Origin of the sequence: Sphingomonas sp. PP-CE-1G-424 (assembly GCF_004341085.1) — a bacterium.
GTDB lineage: Bacteria > Pseudomonadota > Alphaproteobacteria > Sphingomonadales > Sphingomonadaceae > Sphingomonas.
The window spans coordinates 467,572-485,399 of sequence record NZ_SLXW01000003.1 but is presented as its reverse complement, the minus strand read 5'-3'; the positions used below and the strand labels follow the sequence as shown (position 1 = coordinate 485,399).

Sequence of the window (17,828 nt, the reverse complement as noted above, 5' to 3'; positions counted from 1 at the left end):
GGGAGCAGATGCGACGCTACCGTGCCTGCCGCCCAGCCTCGAGCGCCCGCTCGCGGCCTTCGCGGTGGCCGACGATCTTCGCCGGATACGCCTTCGGGCGGCGGCCAGACTCCTCCGGATCATGAATCGCTTCGCCGGTCACCTTCGCCAGTTCCGGCACCCATTCGCGAATATAGTCCCCCGCATCGAACTTCTCCGACTGCGTCAGCGGCGCCATGATCCGCCCGAACATGTTCGAATCCACCCCGGTCCCGGCGACCCACTGCCAGTTCACCGAGTTATTCCCGTAATCCGCATCGACCAGGCAATCCCAGAACCAGCGCTCGCCCTCGCGCCAGTCGATCAGCAGATGCTTCACCAGGAAGCTCGCCGTGATCATCCGCACGCGGTTGTGCATCCAGCCGGTCGCCCGGAGCTGGCGCATCCCGGCATCGACGATCGGATAGCCGGTCTTGCCCTCCTGCCACGCCTTCAGGTCCGCCTCGGCCTCCTTGCCCGAGCGCCAGGGCAGCTTATCGAACTTCGGCCGCCCGTTCGTATCGCCGTAGTCCGGCATCGTCAGCACGACGCCATCGGTGAAATCGCGCCACGCCAGTTCCTTGCGGAACGTCGTCGCGTCACCGTGACCATCGACAGCATGCCACACCGCACGCGGCGAGATCTCGCCGAAATGGAGATGGGGCGACAGGCGCGAGGTGCCCTCGATCGACGGCATGTTGCGATCGACGTCATAGGCTTCGACGATCGGCGCCATCGCCTTCGCGTTCTTCAACGCCTGCGCCTCACCCGGCGTCCAATCGCCGAACCCGGTCGACCAGTCCGGCTTGGTTGGCAGCAAATCCCACTCCGCCAGCGTCTCGCTCTTCGGCCACTTCGACGGCTCCGGGATCGTCCGCGGCGCGGGCTCGGGATCGCCCGGGGGCATCATCTGGTTCAGCGCCTTCCAGAACGAGGAATACACCTTGAACTGCCCGCCCGACCCCGTCTTCACATCCTCGACGCGGGCAAGATGGTTACCGTCATGCAGGCACAGCCGATCGCCAAGCGCTGCTTCGGCCTTCCGCCACCAAGGCTCGTAATGCCGGATCGCATGCACCTCCTCGGCACCGATTTCCTCCATCAGCGCCGTCAACACCTCGACCGCATCGCCGCGTCGCAGGACCAGCTTCGATCCCTTGTCCGCCAGCGACTTGGCAAACGAGTCGAGCGTGTGATGCAGCCACCACCGCTGAGCGCCGCCCATTGTCCATTTCCCCGGCGCGTCGTCGTCGAGCACGTAGACCGGGATCACCGGCCCGGCATGCGCGGCGGCGATCAGCGCGGGGTGATCGTGAAGGCGGAGGTCCTGGCGCAGCCAGAGAAGAACAGGTGTCGTCATCGCATCCCCAACGCAGCAACCCGCGATCCAGCATCACGCCGCTGCGAAAGATTCCCCCAGCGTCATGATTGCCGCCACGTGCCGCTCGGCGATCGCGAGCGCATCCTCGCCGTAACCACCGCCTACGGTGCTTGCGAGCGGCACGCCGCGCGCGATCGCAAGGCCAGCGACGAGCCGCTCCCGCCTTGCCAGACCATCCAAGGTCAGCGCCAACCGCCCGAGCCGATCGCCCTCGAACGGATCCACGCCAGCTTGGTAGAGGATCAGCTCCGGCCGGAACTCGTCGAGCAAAGGCACTAGGGTCGTCTCCAGCGTCGCCACATACGCCTCGTCGCCGACCTTGTCCGGCAACGGCACGTCGACCGTCGAACGCGCCTTCCGCACCGGAAAATTCTTCTCCGCATGGATCGAGTAGGTTGCGATCTCCGGCCGCCCAGCGAGCAGCGCCGCGGTCCCGTCGCCCTGATGCACGTCGCAATCGACCACAAGCACGCGCGCCACGCGCCGCTCGTCGATCAGCCGCGCCGCTGCCACCGCGAGATCGTTGAACACACAGAACCCCGCGCCGGTGTTCGCCAGCGCATGATGGCTCCCGCCCGCCGTATTCGCCGCAAACCCGTGTTCCAGCGCGAGACATGCCGCGAGCCATGTCCCGTGCGGGACGATCGCCGCGCGCAACGCCACTGCCGCCGTCACCGGAAACCCGATCCGCCGCTCCTTCTCCTTCGGCACGTCCGCGCGGAGCACCTCGGCGACGTAATCCTCGTCATGCACCGCCTCCAGCCAGGCAGTCGGCGTCGTTTCGGCGCGGTGCCACGCGACAGCATCGCCCTTTTCGAGCAGCAGGTCGCGGATCAGTCCGTTCTTGTTCCAGCGATAGGTCGAGCGCGCCGGCGCTGGCGTGACATAGTCGGGATGGTGGACGACATGGATCATGCTCCGTAGGTAGGAGCGCGCCTGCCGACCCCCAAGTTGCCCGAGCCCCAAGCCCCTGCGTTGCGGAGACTTTTTTTGACCGACGTTTCGACCCTGCCCTACCGTCCCTGCGCCGGCATCATGCTCATGAACGCGGAGGGGAAGATCTTCGTCGGCCAGCGCAACGATTCGCCGCTGGAGGCATGGCAGATGCCGCAGGGCGGGATCGACCCCGGCGAGGACGCCGAAGCCGCCGCGCTGCGCGAACTCGGCGAGGAAACCGGCGTGATCCCGGACAAGGTCGAACTGATCGCCGAAGCGCCCGGCGAGTTCGTCTACGACCTCCCCCCCGAACTGCTGGGGAAAGTTTGGAAAGGCAAATGGCGCGGCCAGACGCAGCGCTGGTTCCTGTACCGCTTCCTCGGCACCGACGCCGACGTGAACATCGCCACCGACCACGAAGAGTTTCGCGCGTGGCGCTGGAGCGATCCCGCCGATCTGCCGCGGCTGATCGTCCCGTTCAAGAAGGCGCTCTACGAACAGGTACTCGCCGCCTTCGCGCCACATCTCGGCGCATAATAGCTTCTCCGCGCAGTTCCCAATCGGTTGCGCGGCCGTTACGGAAACCGGCGTGCGTCGCTTACTCTGCCTCATCCTCGCCCCGCTGTTGCTTGCCAACGCGCCCGATCCGCAATCGGTGATGATTCCCGAGACGATCCGCGCGATGCTCGACGCCGCGCTGGAGGCGGGCAACGAGGCCGACGTCGCGACGATCGCGAAATACGCACGCGCCGCCGATCCGCTCAGCGGCGACGCGGTGCTCGCGGTCGCGGAAAAGTGGAAGGCGGATCGCGCCGAACAGCGTACCCAGGTGATCCGCCAGGCCAGCTTTCTCGACCTTTGGAGCGGCAAGGCGGAGGTCGGCGGCTATCTGACGACCGGCAATTCGAACACGGCGGGCGGCACCGCGGTGATCGATCTCGCCCGCGAAGGCCTGCGCTGGCGTCAGAAATTCCACGCCCAGGCCGATTATCAGGAAAATCTCAACATCACGACGCGCGAGCACTACCTCGCCTCGTACGAGCCCAACTACAAGATCGACGAACGCGCCTATATCTACGGCGTCGCGCAGTATGAAGGCGACCGGTTCCTCGGCTATTTCAACCGCTATTCTACGTCGGTCGGTGCCGGTTACAGCGTGATCAAGACCGCCGGGACCAAGCTCGATCTCGAGCTCGGGCCGGCATATCGCTACACCGAATTCACCGACAATACCGAGCAGAGCAGCATCGCCGCGCGCGGCACCGCGAACTTCAGCATCCGGATCCTCAGCGGTCTGTCGGTCAGCCAGGTCGCGTCCGCCTATGTCCAGCGCTACAACAGCACGCTAAGCGGCACGACCGCGCTGACCGCCAAGCTGATCGGCCCGCTGTCCGCCGCACTGTCGTACAACGTCCAGTATGAAAGCGAGCCCCCGATCGGCTCGGTCTCGACCGACACCACCAGCCGCGCCTCGCTGGTCTACAGTTTCTGACGCTGTTCCCTCGCACGTCCGGCCCCGCTAGGGTCGCATGATGAGGGGACTTTCCAATATCGAGCGCGACGCCGTGGACGCGGCGCGCGCGGCACCGATGCTCGCGCAGGTCGAGGCCTGGGCGGCGGTGAACAGCGGCACGCGCAATCTGGCGGGGCTGGCGGCAATGGCGGGCCTGCTCGGCGACGCCTTCGCGCGATTGCCGGGCGAGGTCACGCTGGTCGAGCCGACCCCGGTCGACAGCGTCGGATCGGACGGCGTCGTATCCATGCTCCAGCACGGCAAGCATCTGCATCTGGTGGTCAGGCCTGACGCGCCGGTGCGGATGCTGTTCACCGGCCACATGGATACGGTCTATCCGATCGATCATGCGTTCCAGTCGCTTCGCTGGCTGGACGATGGCAGTCTCAACGGTCCCGGTGTCGCAGACATGAAGGGTGGACTCGCGGTGATGCTCGCCGCGCTCACCGCGGTCGAGGCGAGCCCGGCAGCAGCGCGGATCGGTTACGACGTGGTGATCAACTCGGACGAGGAGACCGGCTCCTTCTCGTCTGCCGCGCTGCTCGCCAGCGCCGCGAAGGGAAAGGTGGCAGCGCTCACCTACGAACCCGCGCTCGCCGACGGCACGCTGGCGGGCGCGCGCGGCGGTACCGGCAATTTCTCGATCATCGTCCGCGGCCGCAGCGCGCACGCCGGCCGCAACCCAGACGATGGCCGCAACGCGATCGTCGCCGCCGCCGATATCGCGGTGCGGCTGGCGAAGGTCCGCGGTCCGCGTCTGGCGGTCAACCCGGCACGGATCGAGGGCGGTGGACCCAACAACGTCGTCCCCGACCTCGCCATCCTCCGCATCAACTTCCGCCCCGCGACGCTCGACGAGATCGCGCGCGCGCAATCGCATATCGAGTCCGCGGTCGCGATGGTCGCTGCAGAGCACGACGTCCGGATCGAGGTTCATGGCGGTTTCAACCGCCCACCCAAACCGATCGATGCCGGCGCCGCGCGATTGTTCGAGCTGGTGAAGGGTTCCGGCAGCGATCTGGGCCTCGACATCGCGTGGAAGGCAACCGGTGGCGTCTGCGACGGCAACAACATCGCCGCGGCGGGCGTGCCGGTCGTCGACACGATGGGCGTCCGCGGCGGCGCGATCCATTCGGTGGACGAGTTCATGATTCCCGACAGTCTGGCCGAGCGCGCGGCGCTGTCGGCCGTCACCATAATGCGTATAGCGGAGGGCCGCTTGTGAGCTTCAGGATCCGGGCCGCGGTCGACGACGACCTCCAGCATCTCTACGAAATGGCCAAGCTCACGGGCGGCGGATTCACCAACCTGCCCCCCGATCGGCGCGCGCTGACCGCCAAGCTCGAACGCAGCCACGCAGCCTTCGCGCGCACCGACGGCCCGGTCCAGGACGAACTGTTCGTGCTGGTGCTAGAGAATGTCGCGACGAAGGAGGTCCGCGGGACCTGCCAGATCTTCACGCAGGTCGGCCAGAGCTACCCGTTCTACAGCTACCGGATCGGCCAGCTGACGCAGCACAGCCGCGAGTTGAACCGCACGTTCCGCGCCGATATGCTGACGCTCGCCACCGACCTCGAGGGCGCGAGCGAAGTCGGCGGGCTGTTCCTCCATCCCGGCGAACGCGCCGGTGGCCTCGGCCTGTTGCTCGCCCGCAGCCGCTATCTGTTCATCAAGATGCACCGCGCGCGCTTTGCCGACCGCATCCTCGCCGAACTGCGCGGCGTGATCGACGAAGCGGGCGGCTCGCCGTTCTGGGACGGTCTCGCCGGGCGGTTCTTCGGGATGAATTTCCAGGACGCGGATCAGTTCAACGCGATCAACGGCCACCAGTTCATCGCCGACCTGATGCCCAAGCACCCGATCTACACCGCGATGCTCACCGAAAGCGCGCGCGCCGCGATCGGCTTGCCACACCCTTCAGGTCGTGCGGCGATGCGGATGCTCGAGAACGAAGGCTTCGCGTTCGAAAACTATGTCGACATCTTCGACGGTGGCCCGACCATGACCGCGCGCACCGACCGGGTCCGCACCATCGCCGAAGCGCGTCAGAGCCGGATTGCCGCGATAGATGGCGGCGGCGGCGAGCAGGATCTCGTCGCTACCGGGCACCTCGCTGATTTCCGTGCAGCTTTCGGCGACGTGCGCGATGCTGACGACGGGATCATCTTGGCCCGAGACTGCGCCGACGTGCTAGCGATCGGCGAAGGCGATACGGTCCTGCACGTCAGCCGAATCTGACCCGCGACGACCAAGATCCGTCGGGTTAACTTACAGTTAACCATCTGGGTACAGTCGGGATCGGCAGAATTTCGCCACTGGCACGGCTCTTGCTAGTTTCGCGACATGTGGACCAAATTCGCCCGTCTGTTCGTCGTCAAGACCAAGTTCGAGGCGTTCCTCGTCATCTACGGGCTGGGGCTCGGAGCGGTCGAGCGCGGGATGCATTACCTCCAGCAATACCCGGGCTATGGCGGCTGGCTGTTGTTCGCAGCCTGCCCCATCGCGGTCTTCATGGCCGGCGGGCGGTTGATCGACTCGGTGGACCCGTCGCGCGATCGTTAACCGCGCTGCTGGGACAGGTGCAGATAGCGCGTCGAGAAATCGGCGAGTTCGCGCAACGCATCCCAGCGCGGAAAGCTGATCCGGCGTCGGTTTCGCGAGATCAGCCCATCGGATTCGAGCGACTTGATCGTCCGGTTTACATGCACCGCGGTCAAACCCAGCGCATCGCCCAGCTGCTCCTGGCTCATCGGCAATTCATAGCCCTCGGGCCCCGTCAGCCCCTGCATATCGAGGCGGATCGCAAACTCGCAAAGGAAGTGTGCCAGCCGTGACCGTGCATCGCGGCGGCCCACGTTCAGGATCCATTCGCGAAAAATCGACGCCTCGACCAGCGTGTTGATGAAGATCGCATTTCCGATCGACGCGCGCGACCGTGCCAGTTCGCGCAGCGCGGTCCGCGGGATCGTCGCGACGTCCGCACGGGTCAGCGTCTGGACGTTGTGATCCGCGACATCTAGAAAGAGGTGCTGGAAATCGAGCGCCTCGCCCGGAATGTGCATCGACACGATCTGTCGCATGCCCGACCCCGTGAGTTTCTGGCGATAGGCGAACCCCGTCAACAACACCGCGCATTGCGCCGGCGCATCGCCCTCGCGCACCAGATACGACGAGGCCTCGTAGGTCCGGCAGGTGTAGGGAAGCGCGAGCAGCGCCGACCGATCGGCGGCATCGAGGACCGCGTGCGTCTCGAGTTTGCGGACCAACAGCGACAGCGGTCCGGAGGTTGAACTCATAAACGTATTCCCGCAAAAATCGGGGCGGGAGCACAAGCCTCTCTCGGTCGTCAGAGCCCAAGCGTCGGCTGACGATAAACGATAATAACATAGAAGGACGCCCGCTATTCACACATATCTTACGAAATATAAATATTACCAAAATAAATATCGCGCGGGGCGGTGTGAATATTCTTTCTGATTAGATCGAATTATCGTGGAAAATCGCTGTTACGATAATCGTGGGACTATGAAATTTAAGCGCGATATATCACGACACACAGCCCTTATTCGGGCTCCATTTTCGGTGAGGGCGTCACGATTTCGATCAGATTATTTAGCCTGAAAAATCGTGGATTATCGATGAAATGATTGCGCGGGAGAAACGCCCTTCCATCGCTGGACCAGCCCCGCGAATACCATATCGACCGAGTCGACCTGCGCAGCGAGGCGCTGATGCAGCCGGCCGGCTTCGTCGCGGAACCGCCGGGCAAGGGCATTATCAGGGACGATGCCCATCCCCACCTCGTTCGACACGAACACCGCCCGGCCCCGCATGCTGCCGATGACCGCCAGCAAGTCGATGGTTCGCGCCTCGATATCGTGGTCGCCGAGCAGAAGGTTCGTCATCCAGAGCGTCAGACAGTCGACCACGATGACGCTGGCCGCGCCATCGGCGTTCGCCAGCGCCTCCGATAGCGCGATCGGCGCTTCCACGGTTCGCCAGCGCGCGTCGCGGTCCGCGCGATGACGGACGATACGATCGACCATCTCGTCGTCAAAGGCTTGCGCCGTCGCGACATAGACCAGATCACCGCCCTGTGCGGCGGCCTGTTCGGCCATCGCCTGCGCATGGCGACTCTTGCCCGAGCGCGCGCCCCCCAGGACCAACAGCGTTTTGCCGAACGACGCGTCCACTGAATACATTTCACACCCCTTCGCGCTTGCGGCGCGTCAGCGGAATGACGATGACGCCGGGAAGATCAAGCGAAAGCCCGTCTGATCGTGTGAAAGATGATATGTCGGCACTGCGCGTTCATGGAGGAAGGGTCGATATTGCCGCGCGGCTTTATCCCGACGCGCCGCGGCCGTGGCTGGATCTGTCGACCGGGATCAATCCCCGACCCTGGTTGCCGCCCTCCTGGATCGAGGTCGATACGCACGCGCTCCCTTCGCCCGATGCGCTGCTCGAACTCGAGGCCGTAGCAGCGGATACATTCGGCACCACCCCTGACCGCGTCGTCGCGCTGCCGGGCAGCGAGATCGGGCTGCGGTCGCTGGACGCGCTCGACCTCCCCTCCCCGCTCCGGGTCGTCGTCCCGAGTTACGGCACGCATGCAGAGGCTTTCGCGAATCCCCAGTGTATCGACCGCGCGGCGATCGACGGCGTGACGACCGGGACCGTGTTGCTCGCGAACCCCAACAATCCCGATGGCCGGCGCGATGCGCCCGAGCGCCTCGTTGGCCTCGCCCGACGCGGCGTGTGGCTGGTCGTTGACGAGGCGTTTGCCGATGTCGTGCCCGAGACCAGCATCGTGCCGCATCTCACCGCCGACGACCGCGCGGTCGTGTTCCGCTCGTTCGGCAAGTTTTTCGGGCTCGCCGGGCTCCGCCTGGGCTTCATGATCGCGCCGGTCGATCTCGCGACTGCGATGCGCCGCAGGCTGGGAAGCTGGCCCGTATCCGCGCAGGCGATCGCCTATGGCTGCGCGGCCTATCCTGATACCGCTTGGCAAACCCAGGCGCGCCGATCGATTGGTGCGCGCGCCGATCGCCTCGACGCGCTCCTGTGTGGTCATGGCATCGTCGCATCGGGCGAATGCCCGCTGTTTCGTCTGGTCGAACACGATGCGGCCGACGCGATATTCGAGCGTCTCGCGCACGCCGGCATCCTAACCCGCCGCTTCGATTATGCGCCGCGATGGCTGAGACTGGGCGTGCCGGGCGACGATGCCGCATTCGCCCGCCTCGATGCGGCCCTCGCGCATGGCTGAACCCGTCGCTCTGGTCGCTCTGGTACTGGACATCGCGATCGGTTGGCCAGCGGCGCTTTACGCACGGGCCGGCCACCCCGTAGGCGGCTTCGCCCGCCTTATCGGGTATACGGAGACAAACTGGAACAGGGCGTCGTGGTCGTTCGCGAAACGGCGCGTCGCCGGCGTTCTGGCGCTGGTCCTGCTGCTCAGCGTGACGATTGCCACCGCCCTGGCGCTCGTCGCGCTTGCCCGCTTTGCGCTCGGTCCGCTCGCATGGCTCGGGCTGGGCCTGCTGGCGGCGCCCGGGCTGGCGATCCGCAGCCTGTACGATCACGTCGTACCGTGTGCGATAGCGCTCGAAGCCGGCGAGCTCCCAGCCGCACGATCCCGCGTCGGGATGATCGTCGGGCGCGACGTCGCATCGCTCGACGAGAGTGGCGTCGCGAGCGCTGCGATCGAGAGCTTGGCGGAAAGCCTCTGCGATGGGGTCGTCGCACCGCTCTTCTGGCTGCTCGTGGCCGGCGTCCCTGGGCTGTGGGCGTACAAGGCGATCAACACGGCGGACAGCCTGATCGGTCACCGCGAGGACCGCTGGCGCGCGTTCGGCTGGGCCGCCGCGCGCACCGACGATCTGGCCAACCTTATCCCGGCAAGGCTTAGCGGCGTCCTGGTCTGCGTTGCGGGGCTCGGTGGGTTGCGAACGATGTGGCGCGACGCCGGCAATCACGCCTCACCCAACGCCGGCTGGCCCGAGGCGGCGATGGCGGGCGTACTCGAACTTCGCCTCGCCGGCCCGATCGCCTATGACGGGCTGACCCTTGCCAAACCCTATATCGGCGATGGCCGCCGCGACGTCACCGCGGTCGATCTTCGCGCTGCGCTTGGCGTCTACCGCGGGGTGTGCGTCCTTCTTATCGTGATTGCCGGAGGGATTGCATGGGCGCTCTGATGCTCCAGGGAACCGGCTCGGATGTCGGCAAGTCGGTGCTGGTTGCGGGGCTATGTCGCGCGTTCGCCAATCGAGGGCTCTCGGTGCGCCCGTTCAAGCCACAGAACATGTCCAACAACGCCGCCGTCACCGCCGATGGTGGCGAGATCGGGCGCGCGCAGGCAACGCAGGCGATCGCGTGCCGCGTCGAGCCAAGCGTCGACATGAATCCGGTACTGCTCAAGCCGCAAGGCGACCGCACCTCGCAATTGATCGTCCGCGGGCAGGTCCGTGGTACGCTCGCCGCCGCACGCTGGCGGGAGGGACGCGAAGGACTGCTGGTCGACGTGCTCGACAGCTTCGAGCGACTGTCGGCCGGCTGCGATCTCGTCGTCGTCGAAGGCGCGGGCAGCCCCGCGGAGATCAACCTGCGCGCCAGCGACATCGCCAACATGGGGTTCGCCCGCGCTGCCGATGTACCGGTGGTGCTGGTCGGCGACATCGACCGTGGCGGCGTGATCGCGGCGATCGTCGGCACGCGCGCGGTCATCGATCCGGCCGACGCCGCGATGATCCACGGCTTCCTGATCAACAAGTTCCGCGGCGACCCTGTGCTGTTCGACGATGGCTATCGCGCGATCGAGGCACGCAGCGGATGGCGCGGGTACGGTGTCGTGCCGTGGCTGACCGACGCGGTGCGGCTGCCGAGCGAGGATGCGGTGATCCTCGAACGTCCCGCTGCCAGCACCCAACGCAAAGTCACGATAGCCTGCCCGATCACACCGCGGATCGCCAATTTCGACGACCTCGATCCGCTCCGTCTCGAACCCGGCGTCGCTCTAATAATGGTGCCGCCTGGCTCGCCGATCCCCGACGTCGACATGATCATACTTGCCGGCTCCAAGGCGACCATCCCCGATCTCGCTTTCGTTCGCGCGCAAGGCTGGGACATCGATATCCGCGCGCATCATCGCCGTGGCAAACCGGTGCTTGGGCTGTGCGGCGGCTATCAGATGCTCGGTCGCACCATTGCCGATCCAGACGGGATCGAGGGGCCGGCAGGGCGCGTTGACGGATTGGGGCTGCTCGACGTCGACACAGTGCTTACGGGTCGCAAAACGCTCGTTCGGGTTAGCGGCCGATCGCAGGAGGCGGCGTTCGAGGGTTACGAGATGCACATGGGCGCGACGACCGGGCCGGCAACCGCGCGCCCGGTCGGGCACCGCGCCGATGGCAGTCCCGAGGGCGCGACGAGTGCGGACGGACTGGTGGCGGGGAGCTATATCCACGGTCTACTCGCACTCGCAGAGCAGCGTGCGGCGTGGCTCGCACGGCTTGGCGTCAAGGCCAGCGGGCCCGATCACGGTGCGTCGATCGATGCCGCACTCGATGCGATCGCCGCGACGCTCGAACGTCATGTCGATCTCGACGCGCTGCTGGCGCTAAGCGAGCGCGCCGGCCACCGCGAGCGCTACTAGCAGCCCGGTCTCGACGATCTCGATCCCGGCGCCGTGCGCATCGCCCGTCACACCGCCGAGCGTCCGCCGCAGCCAGGTCGCGACGCCGAGCACGAGCAGCGGCAGGGCGACGAGCGTCGGTACCGCGACGGCGGCAAGCGTGAGTAACAGCGCCCATCCCAGAAGGTCACGCGTGCGCACTGCACCCGCAACGGCGGCGCCGAGGCCACCGGGACGCAGCGGCGGCAACAGCCTTGCCCAGACCAGCGGTCCCATCCGTGCGGCGAACGGTATGAGGATCAACGGCCAGCCAATTCCTATTGCGTGCAGCAGCACGAGCTTGGCGAGCATCTGACCGGCGATCGCGACGACACCGAAGCTACCGATATGCGGATCGGCCATGACCGCGAGCAACCGTGTCCGATCGCCATGCGCGGCGCCGAGACCATCGGCGAGGTCGGCAAGGCCGTCGAGATGCAGCGCGCCAGTAACTGCGATCCAGGTCAGCAGCGCGGCACAGGCGCCCGTCCAAGGATCGACGAGTGCACCGATCCAGCCGGCCGCGGCAACGAGCGCGCCGATCGCGAGGCCAACGATCGGGTAAAAGCGGATTGCCGTCGCGAAATCCTCAGCGCCGACGTCGACGCGCGGCATCGGCAAGCGTGTCAGGAACCCGAACGCGACGATCAGCCGCGTCACGTCGCCAGCCCGACGATCTGCACCGTGCGTGTCTGGCCCGGCCAAATGCGTAGCGAGACAAGCGCGGCATAGGGTAGATCGAACGCCCAGACCTGCCGCCGATCGAACCCGCACAAGTCCGCGAGTGCCGCCCGGATGGCGCCGCCATGCGTCACGACCAGCGTCGAGACCGACGGCATTTCCACCAGTGCGCGCGCGATACGGCTTTGCATCGCGGACCAGCGTTCACCGTCGGGCGGCGGCGACGCGTCGGGATCATCGTAGAACGCGGACAACGCTGCGGAGTCGATTGCCGCGGGAGCTAGTCCGTCCCAAGCGCCGAAATCGAGTTCCCGCCAGCATGGATCGATTCCTACCGGAACACCTCGTGGGCCTCCGATCGCCTCCGCACAAGCGCGCGCGCGGATCAGGTCGGACGCCTCGATCCGGTCCACCGCGAGGCCGTCAGCCCGCGCGACGCAGGCGGCGATCCCCGCTTCGGTTGCCGGGTCGTCGGTCCGCCCGAGCAACCGCCCCGGCACCGCAGGCGCGCCATGCCGCATCAGATACAGCATGTGCGCGCTCACGCCGCCGAAACGCCCGCCTCGGCGAACGTCGCCATCTCGGCATGCACTGCGAGCGCCGCGCGGACGAGCAAGGTCGCGGTCGCAGCCCCACTGCCCTCCCCCAGCCGCATCCCGAGTGACAGGAGTGGCTCGAGCCGCATGCGCTCCAGCACACGCCGATGCCCCGGTTCGGCGGAGACATGCCCGGCCAGGCAGTGCGCGAGGATGTCGGGACAGGCCGCCGCCAACGGCGCGACCGCCGCACAGCAGATGAACCCATCGAGCATCACCGGTACGCCCGCCAGTCGCGCTGCCACGACAGCGCCCGCAATCGCCGCCAGTTCGCGGCCTCCGAGCCGTCGCAAGGTCTCGAACGGCGTGATGAGCGCGTCCCGGTGCAACGCGATTCCCGCCTCGACGCCCGCGATCTTGCGTCCAATACCCTCGCCATCGACCCCCGTGCCCGGCCCGACCCAGTCGCTCGCCGACCCGCCGAAGCTCGCCAGACACAGCGCCGCAGCGGTGGTGGAATTGCCGATGCCCATCTCGCCAAGCACCACAAGGTCCGGCGCATCCGCGACCGCCGCCGCGCCCGCGTTGATCGCGGCAAGGCACTCGTCCTCCGACATCGCCGGGGCTTCGGTGAAATCCGCCGTCGGCCGGTCGAGGTCGAGCGACACGATCTTGAGATCGAGGCCAGCCGCGCGCGACAATGCGTTGATCGCCGCACCACCATGCTCGAAATTGGCCACCATCTGCGCTGTGACGGAAGCCGGAAACGCGCTCACCCCGCGCGCGACGATGCCGTGATTGCCCGCGAACACGACCGCGCTCCCGCGATCGAGCCGGGGCAGCGGGTTGCCCTGCCAGCCGGCCATGAAGACCGCGATATCCTCCAGCCTTCCGAGCGAGCCCGGTGGCTTGGTCAGTTCCCCCTGCCGTGCGATCGCCGCGGATCGCGCGGCAGCGTCGGCCTGCGGCAAACCGCGCAACGCCGCCAGAAACGCAGCGGGCGTAGCGAACGCGGTCATTCGACGACAAAGCCGGCGGGCGGCGTACGCGTGATGAAATGGCCCTTCACCCCCTGCGGCCATTGCTTGAACGGCACCTGCCCGAACGCGCTCTCGCCGTAGAGCCTCGCGTAATCGAGGATCGCGCGCGCGGCGTCTTCGGTCGGCTCGAACCGGCCGAGCACATAGCCGACTTTCGCGGGTGCGCGGAGGTGGATCGCGCAGAAATCCTGGCACGCGAACAGGCACGGCATCTCTTGCACCGCGACCTCGGCATAGGCGGGATCGCTCGCCTGCACCGACTTCAATGCGTTGACGAGCCGCGCGCCGCCGCGCTGACCGTGCTCGTCGTCGCGGGCATCGGCGGAATGGCGACACGTGTTGCATGCGACCACCGCGACGCCGTCTTCGACCGGCTTCAGCATGTCCGGTCCCGTACGGTATTGGAACGTTGTGAACTTGGCATAGGAACCCCTTCGGACAGTCGATATCGCGCCGCGCGAAGGGCAAAAGGCGCACGCCTCCGGCCTCCGCGAGACGCGAAGCGATGTCGTCACTCGGGGTGTTACCCGTCCGCTCGGCGCACCCTGGCCGGACGAAAGACGACCGCGACGGGCAGGTCTCCTGGCTCGCGGGTCAACGCCGTCCGCGCCGCCTTCTCGGGAGTATCCCAATGGCATGAGGCACGGTGGCTCGCCGCGTACAGTTGCAGGGGCAGCCGGGTGTTTCCCGTTCCCATTTTCATCGCCCTCCGCGCGAGCGTCGGGGGAACCTGTCGCGGGGGCAGCGATAGGCGGGAGGAAGACACGGCGCAAGACACGGCTACGTCCGTTAGAAGTCCGCCAGCCGTCCCCGCGCCCTCCCGTCATCCTGACGAAAGTCAGGACCCAGGGTAACGGGCGGTGGCCCTCGTGGCTCTGGGTCCTGACTTTCGTCAGGATGACGGACGGTGTCGTCACGGGCCGTAGAGTAGGAAGCCGCCTAAAACTCCACGCCCGCCTGTGCCTTCACGCCCGACCGGAACGGATGCTTCACTTGCGTCATCTCGGTCACAAGGTCCGCCATCTCGATCAGCGCATCCGGCGCATTCCGCCCGGTCACCACGACATGCGTCATCTCGGGCTTCGCCGCCATGACAGCGAGCACCTCGTCGACCGGCAGATACTCATAGCGCAACACGATGTTCAGCTCATCCGCCACCACCATCGCATAGGACGGATCGGCGATCATCCGCTTCACCTCGTCCCACGCCTCACGCGCCACCGCGATGTCGCGAGCGCGATCCTGCGTGTCCCAGGTGAAGCCCTCCCCCATCGGCTTGAACTCGCACAGCTCCGGGAACGCGTCGAAGACCGCCTTCTCGCCGGTCGCCATCGCGCCCTTGACGAACTGCACCACGCCGACCTTGCGCCCATGCCCGATCATCCGCACCACCATGCCGAACGCGGCGGTCGACTTGCCCTTGCCCTTGCCGGTGTGGACGATGACCAGCCCCTTCTCGATCGTCTTGCTCGCGACAATCTTATCGTGGACCTCCTTACGCTTGGCGCTCTTGGCATTCTGTTCGTCGTCGGTCCGCATGATCAAGTCCTCTCGTCCTCCCGATGGCGGATCGCGCCGCGCGGCGCTAGAGCGACCGACATGCTCCGCATCACCGACCTCAAGCTCCCGCTCAATCACGCCGACGAAGCGCTCCCCGCCGCGATCCGCGACCGCCTGCGCGTCACCCCGCGCGACCTGATCCGCTACACCGTCGCCAGACGCGCGCACGATGCCCGCGACAAGATGGACATCCAGCTCGTCTATTCGGTCGACGTCACGCTGAAGAATGAGGACACCGTCCTCACCCGCTTTCGGAAAGATCGCCACGTCCAGCGTACCCCCGACACCGGCTACCGCTTCGTCACCAAGGGCGGCGCAAGCTACACCGGCCCCCGCCCGGTGGTGGTCGGCGCAGGCCCGTGCGGGCTGTTCGCCGGCCTGCTCCTCGCGCAGATGGGCTTTCGCCCGATCATCCTCGACCGCGGCAAGGTCGTCCGCGAGCGCACCAAGGACACCTGGGGCCTCTGGCGCAAAAGTGTCCTTAATCCCGAGTCCAACGTCCAGTTTGGCGAGGGCGGTGCCGGCACCTTCTCCGACGGCAAGCTCTGGAGCCAGATCAAGGACCCGCGCCACTTAGGCCGCAAAGTCCTGACCGAGTTCGTGAAAGCCGGCGCGCCACCCGAAATCCTCACCGAAGCACACCCGCATATCGGCACCTTCCGCCTCGTCACGATGGTCGAGAGCATGCGCGAGACGATCGAGGCGCTCGGTGGCGAATACCGCTTCTCGACCCGCGTCGACAGTCTCGACATCGTCGAGGAGGCAGGCACCCGCCAACTCCGCGGTCTCCATCTCAGCACCGGCGACTATCTCGAAGCCAACCACGTCGTCTTCGCGGTCGGCCACAGCGCGCGCGACACGTTCGAGATGCTGCATGCCAAAGGCGTCCACGTCGAGGCCAAGCCGTTCTCGATCGGCGTCCGGATCGAACATCCACAGTCGTGGATCGACGAAGCACGCTTCGGGCCCTGCGCCGGCCATCCCGACCTCGGCGCCGCGGCGTACAGCCTATCGCACCACTGCAAGAATGGGCGGACGGTCTACAGCTTCTGCATGTGCCCCGGCGGGACCGTCGTCGCCGCGACCTCCGAGGAAGGCCGCGTCGCGACCAACGGCATGAGCCAATATTCGCGCAACGAACGCAACGCGAACTCGGGGATCGTCATCGGCATCGACCCCGAGCGCGACTATCCCGGCCACCCGCTCGCTGGGATCGAGCTGCAGCGCCACTGGGAATCGCGAGCGTATGTTGCTGGTGGGTCGAACTACAAGGCGCCCGCGCAACGCATCGGCGACCTGCTCGCGGGCCGCGCGTCGACCGCGCTCGGGTCGGTGATCCCGTCGTACAAGCCTGGCGTCCACATGACCGACCTGTCCGAATGCCTGCCCGAGTTCGCGATCACCGCGCTACGCGAGGCGCTGCCGGCATTCGGCCGCGAGATCCCCGGCTACGATCACCCCGACGCGGTGCTCACGGGCGTCGAGACGCGCACCTCGTCGCCGGTCAGGATCACGCGCGGCGACGATTTCGTCAGCCTGAATACGGCAGGATTATTTCCGGCGGGCGAAGGCGCCGGCTATGCGGGTGGTATTCTCTCCGCCGCAGTCGACGGTATCAAGGTGGCGGAAGCGGTCGCGCTCAGCCTGACGGCGTAACCCCTCCATCATGGCGGGCTCGTGCCGCATCCGCCGTTCCTGATGCCAAGGGCTTGGAACGGACGAAACCGCGGATGCCGGAACAGGATGGCGGACGGGTTACTTCACGCGGCCAGGCCCCGTTTTGATCAACCACGCCTTCGGCAACCCGGTCGGCTTCGCCACGCCGTCGAGCCGTCGCGCGCTGACCAGTGCCACCCGCTTCAGGATCATCTGATCCTTGAACGCATCCATCCCGCCGCCGGTCGGCTTGGCGAGAATCCGCTTCACCACGTCCATCCCGGCGATGACGTGCCCGAACGCCGCATAGCCCGAATACCCCGCACGCGCGTCCATCGCCGGCGCCGGGCCGACCGTGATGAAGAAATTACCCCCCGCCGAGGCCGGGTTCATCCCGCGCGCCATCGAGATCGTCGCATCGCCGTGCTTGATCCCGGTCATCGCGGTCGTCTCGAGCGGGAACGGCGGCAGGATCCGCCGTGCATCGGTGCGGATTCCCGCTTGTATGAACCCTGTTTTCGGCGACGATTTCTGCCGGCTCGCGCGGTAGAAGTCAGTCCCGTCGAAGCGTCCGTCATCGACATATTCAAGGAAATTGCGGGCCGTCTTGGGCGCATGACGCGTGTCGAGACCCAGCAGGATCGGACCCTCCGATGTGACGATCCGGACCCGCACGATCCCCGGCTTGGCGACCGATGTGCCGCGCGACGCAGGCTGTGCCCCGCCCGCGGTCGTGAGGCTCAACACCCCCGCCAACCCGATGATAAAACGGCGCATGTCGAGTATTCCCATAGCGGCTGATCGAGGCCCGCTAACCGCCAAGCGATGCCGA

Annotated in this window: 19 protein-coding genes and 1 riboswitch; of the genes, 9 read left to right on the top strand and 10 right to left on the bottom strand. The window is 66.5% G+C overall.

Features of this window, described 5'->3' with window-relative positions:
* Window positions 1-16: 16 nt before the first annotated feature.
* Together C8J43_RS12305 and C8J43_RS12300 are read right to left on the bottom strand one after the other, a co-directional pair.
* Complete coding sequence (locus tag C8J43_RS12305) at window positions 17-1,378, bottom strand: deoxyribodipyrimidine photo-lyase (protein WP_133031144.1); 1,362 nt, start codon at window positions 1,376-1,378, stop codon at window positions 17-19.
* Window positions 1,379-1,411: 33 nt separating this feature from the next.
* A complete protein-coding gene (locus C8J43_RS12300; protein WP_133031143.1) occupies window positions 1,412-2,314 on the bottom strand; it encodes a histone deacetylase in 903 nt (300 codons plus the stop codon).
* 75 nt (window positions 2,315-2,389) lie between these two features.
* Here C8J43_RS12300 and C8J43_RS12295 point away from each other — a divergent pair, with 75 nt between their 5' ends.
* The 5 genes from C8J43_RS12295 (at window position 2,390) to C8J43_RS12275 (ending at window position 6,410) form a co-directional block, all read left to right on the top strand.
* Window positions 2,390-2,872, top strand: coding sequence for an RNA pyrophosphohydrolase (locus tag C8J43_RS12295; protein WP_133031142.1), 483 nt, complete (start codon window positions 2,390-2,392; stop codon window positions 2,870-2,872).
* A 52-nt stretch (window positions 2,873-2,924) separates the two neighbouring features.
* Complete coding sequence (locus C8J43_RS12290) at window positions 2,925-3,827, top strand: DUF481 domain-containing protein (RefSeq protein ID WP_056049075.1); 903 nt, start codon at window positions 2,925-2,927, stop codon at window positions 3,825-3,827.
* A gap of 40 nt (window positions 3,828-3,867) precedes the next feature.
* Window positions 3,868-5,073, top strand: coding sequence for a hydrolase (locus C8J43_RS12285; RefSeq protein WP_133031141.1), 1,206 nt, complete (start codon window positions 3,868-3,870; stop codon window positions 5,071-5,073).
* Complete coding sequence (locus C8J43_RS12280; RefSeq protein ID WP_056049078.1) at window positions 5,070-6,086, top strand: arginine N-succinyltransferase; 1,017 nt, start codon at window positions 5,070-5,072, stop codon at window positions 6,084-6,086. The genes C8J43_RS12285 and C8J43_RS12280 overlap by 4 nt, the downstream gene beginning before the upstream one ends.
* Before the next feature lie 105 nt (window positions 6,087-6,191).
* A complete protein-coding gene (locus C8J43_RS12275; protein WP_056049081.1) occupies window positions 6,192-6,410 on the top strand; it encodes a hypothetical protein in 219 nt (72 codons plus the stop codon).
* On the opposite strand, the gene C8J43_RS12270 is transcribed toward C8J43_RS12275, so the two are convergent.
* Window positions 6,407-7,144, bottom strand: coding sequence for a Crp/Fnr family transcriptional regulator (locus tag C8J43_RS12270; protein ID WP_121885060.1), 738 nt, complete (start codon window positions 7,142-7,144; stop codon window positions 6,407-6,409). The genes C8J43_RS12275 and C8J43_RS12270 overlap by 4 nt on opposite strands.
* A 336-nt stretch (window positions 7,145-7,480) precedes the next feature.
* Entirely contained in the window at window positions 7,481-8,041 is a 561-nt protein-coding gene (gene cobU / locus C8J43_RS12265; RefSeq protein ID WP_279388832.1) for a bifunctional adenosylcobinamide kinase/adenosylcobinamide-phosphate guanylyltransferase, read from the bottom strand.
* Window positions 8,042-8,130: 89 nt separating this feature from the next.
* Here cobU and C8J43_RS12260 point away from each other — a divergent pair, with 89 nt between their 5' ends.
* The 3 genes from C8J43_RS12260 to C8J43_RS12250 are packed head-to-tail and all read left to right on the top strand — an operon-like array spanning window position 8,131 to window position 11,505.
* Window positions 8,131-9,117, top strand: coding sequence for a threonine-phosphate decarboxylase (locus C8J43_RS12260; protein WP_347812508.1), 987 nt, complete (start codon window positions 8,131-8,133; stop codon window positions 9,115-9,117).
* Entirely contained in the window at window positions 9,110-10,048 is a 939-nt protein-coding gene (gene cbiB, locus C8J43_RS12255) for an adenosylcobinamide-phosphate synthase CbiB (protein WP_133031139.1), read from the top strand. The genes C8J43_RS12260 and cbiB overlap by 8 nt, the downstream gene beginning before the upstream one ends.
* Window positions 10,036-11,505: a cobyric acid synthase gene (locus C8J43_RS12250; RefSeq protein ID WP_133031138.1), complete on the top strand. Its 1,470-nt coding sequence runs from the start codon at window positions 10,036-10,038 to the stop codon at window positions 11,503-11,505. The genes cbiB and C8J43_RS12250 overlap by 13 nt, the downstream gene beginning before the upstream one ends.
* On the opposite strand, the gene cobS is transcribed toward C8J43_RS12250, so the two are convergent.
* From cobS to cobO, 5 genes are all read right to left on the bottom strand, one after another.
* Entirely contained in the window at window positions 11,470-12,183 is a 714-nt protein-coding gene (cobS, locus tag C8J43_RS12245) for an adenosylcobinamide-GDP ribazoletransferase (protein WP_133031137.1), read from the bottom strand. The two genes, C8J43_RS12250 and cobS, sit on opposite strands and share 36 nt — an antisense overlap.
* A complete protein-coding gene (locus tag C8J43_RS12240) occupies window positions 12,180-12,749 on the bottom strand; it encodes a histidine phosphatase family protein (RefSeq protein WP_133031136.1) in 570 nt (189 codons plus the stop codon). Before C8J43_RS12240 ends, cobS begins: the two co-directional genes overlap by 4 nt.
* The gene (gene cobT, locus C8J43_RS12235; RefSeq protein ID WP_133031135.1) at window positions 12,746-13,759 is read right to left on the bottom strand and encodes a nicotinate-nucleotide--dimethylbenzimidazole phosphoribosyltransferase; all 1,014 of its coding nucleotides are present in this window, start codon (window positions 13,757-13,759) and stop codon (window positions 12,746-12,748) included. Before cobT ends, C8J43_RS12240 begins: the two co-directional genes overlap by 4 nt.
* Window positions 13,756-14,163, bottom strand: coding sequence for a DUF1636 domain-containing protein (locus C8J43_RS12230; RefSeq protein WP_133031134.1), 408 nt, complete (start codon window positions 14,161-14,163; stop codon window positions 13,756-13,758). Before C8J43_RS12230 ends, cobT begins: the two co-directional genes overlap by 4 nt.
* A 171-nt stretch (window positions 14,164-14,334) precedes the next feature.
* Window positions 14,335-14,529: riboswitch (cobalamin riboswitch) on the bottom strand.
* A gap of 190 nt (window positions 14,530-14,719) precedes the next feature.
* A complete protein-coding gene (gene cobO, locus C8J43_RS12225) occupies window positions 14,720-15,319 on the bottom strand; it encodes a cob(I)yrinic acid a,c-diamide adenosyltransferase (protein ID WP_207893386.1) in 600 nt (199 codons plus the stop codon).
* Between the two features lie 60 nt (window positions 15,320-15,379).
* Between cobO and C8J43_RS12220 the strand changes: the two genes are divergently transcribed.
* A complete protein-coding gene (locus tag C8J43_RS12220; protein WP_133031132.1) occupies window positions 15,380-16,996 on the top strand; it encodes an NAD(P)/FAD-dependent oxidoreductase in 1,617 nt (538 codons plus the stop codon).
* Between the two features lie 99 nt (window positions 16,997-17,095).
* Here C8J43_RS12220 and C8J43_RS12215 read toward each other — a convergent pair whose 3' ends face one another.
* Entirely contained in the window at window positions 17,096-17,773 is a 678-nt protein-coding gene (locus tag C8J43_RS12215; protein WP_133031131.1) for a peptidylprolyl isomerase, read from the bottom strand.
* Window positions 17,774-17,828 lie beyond the last annotated feature (55 nt).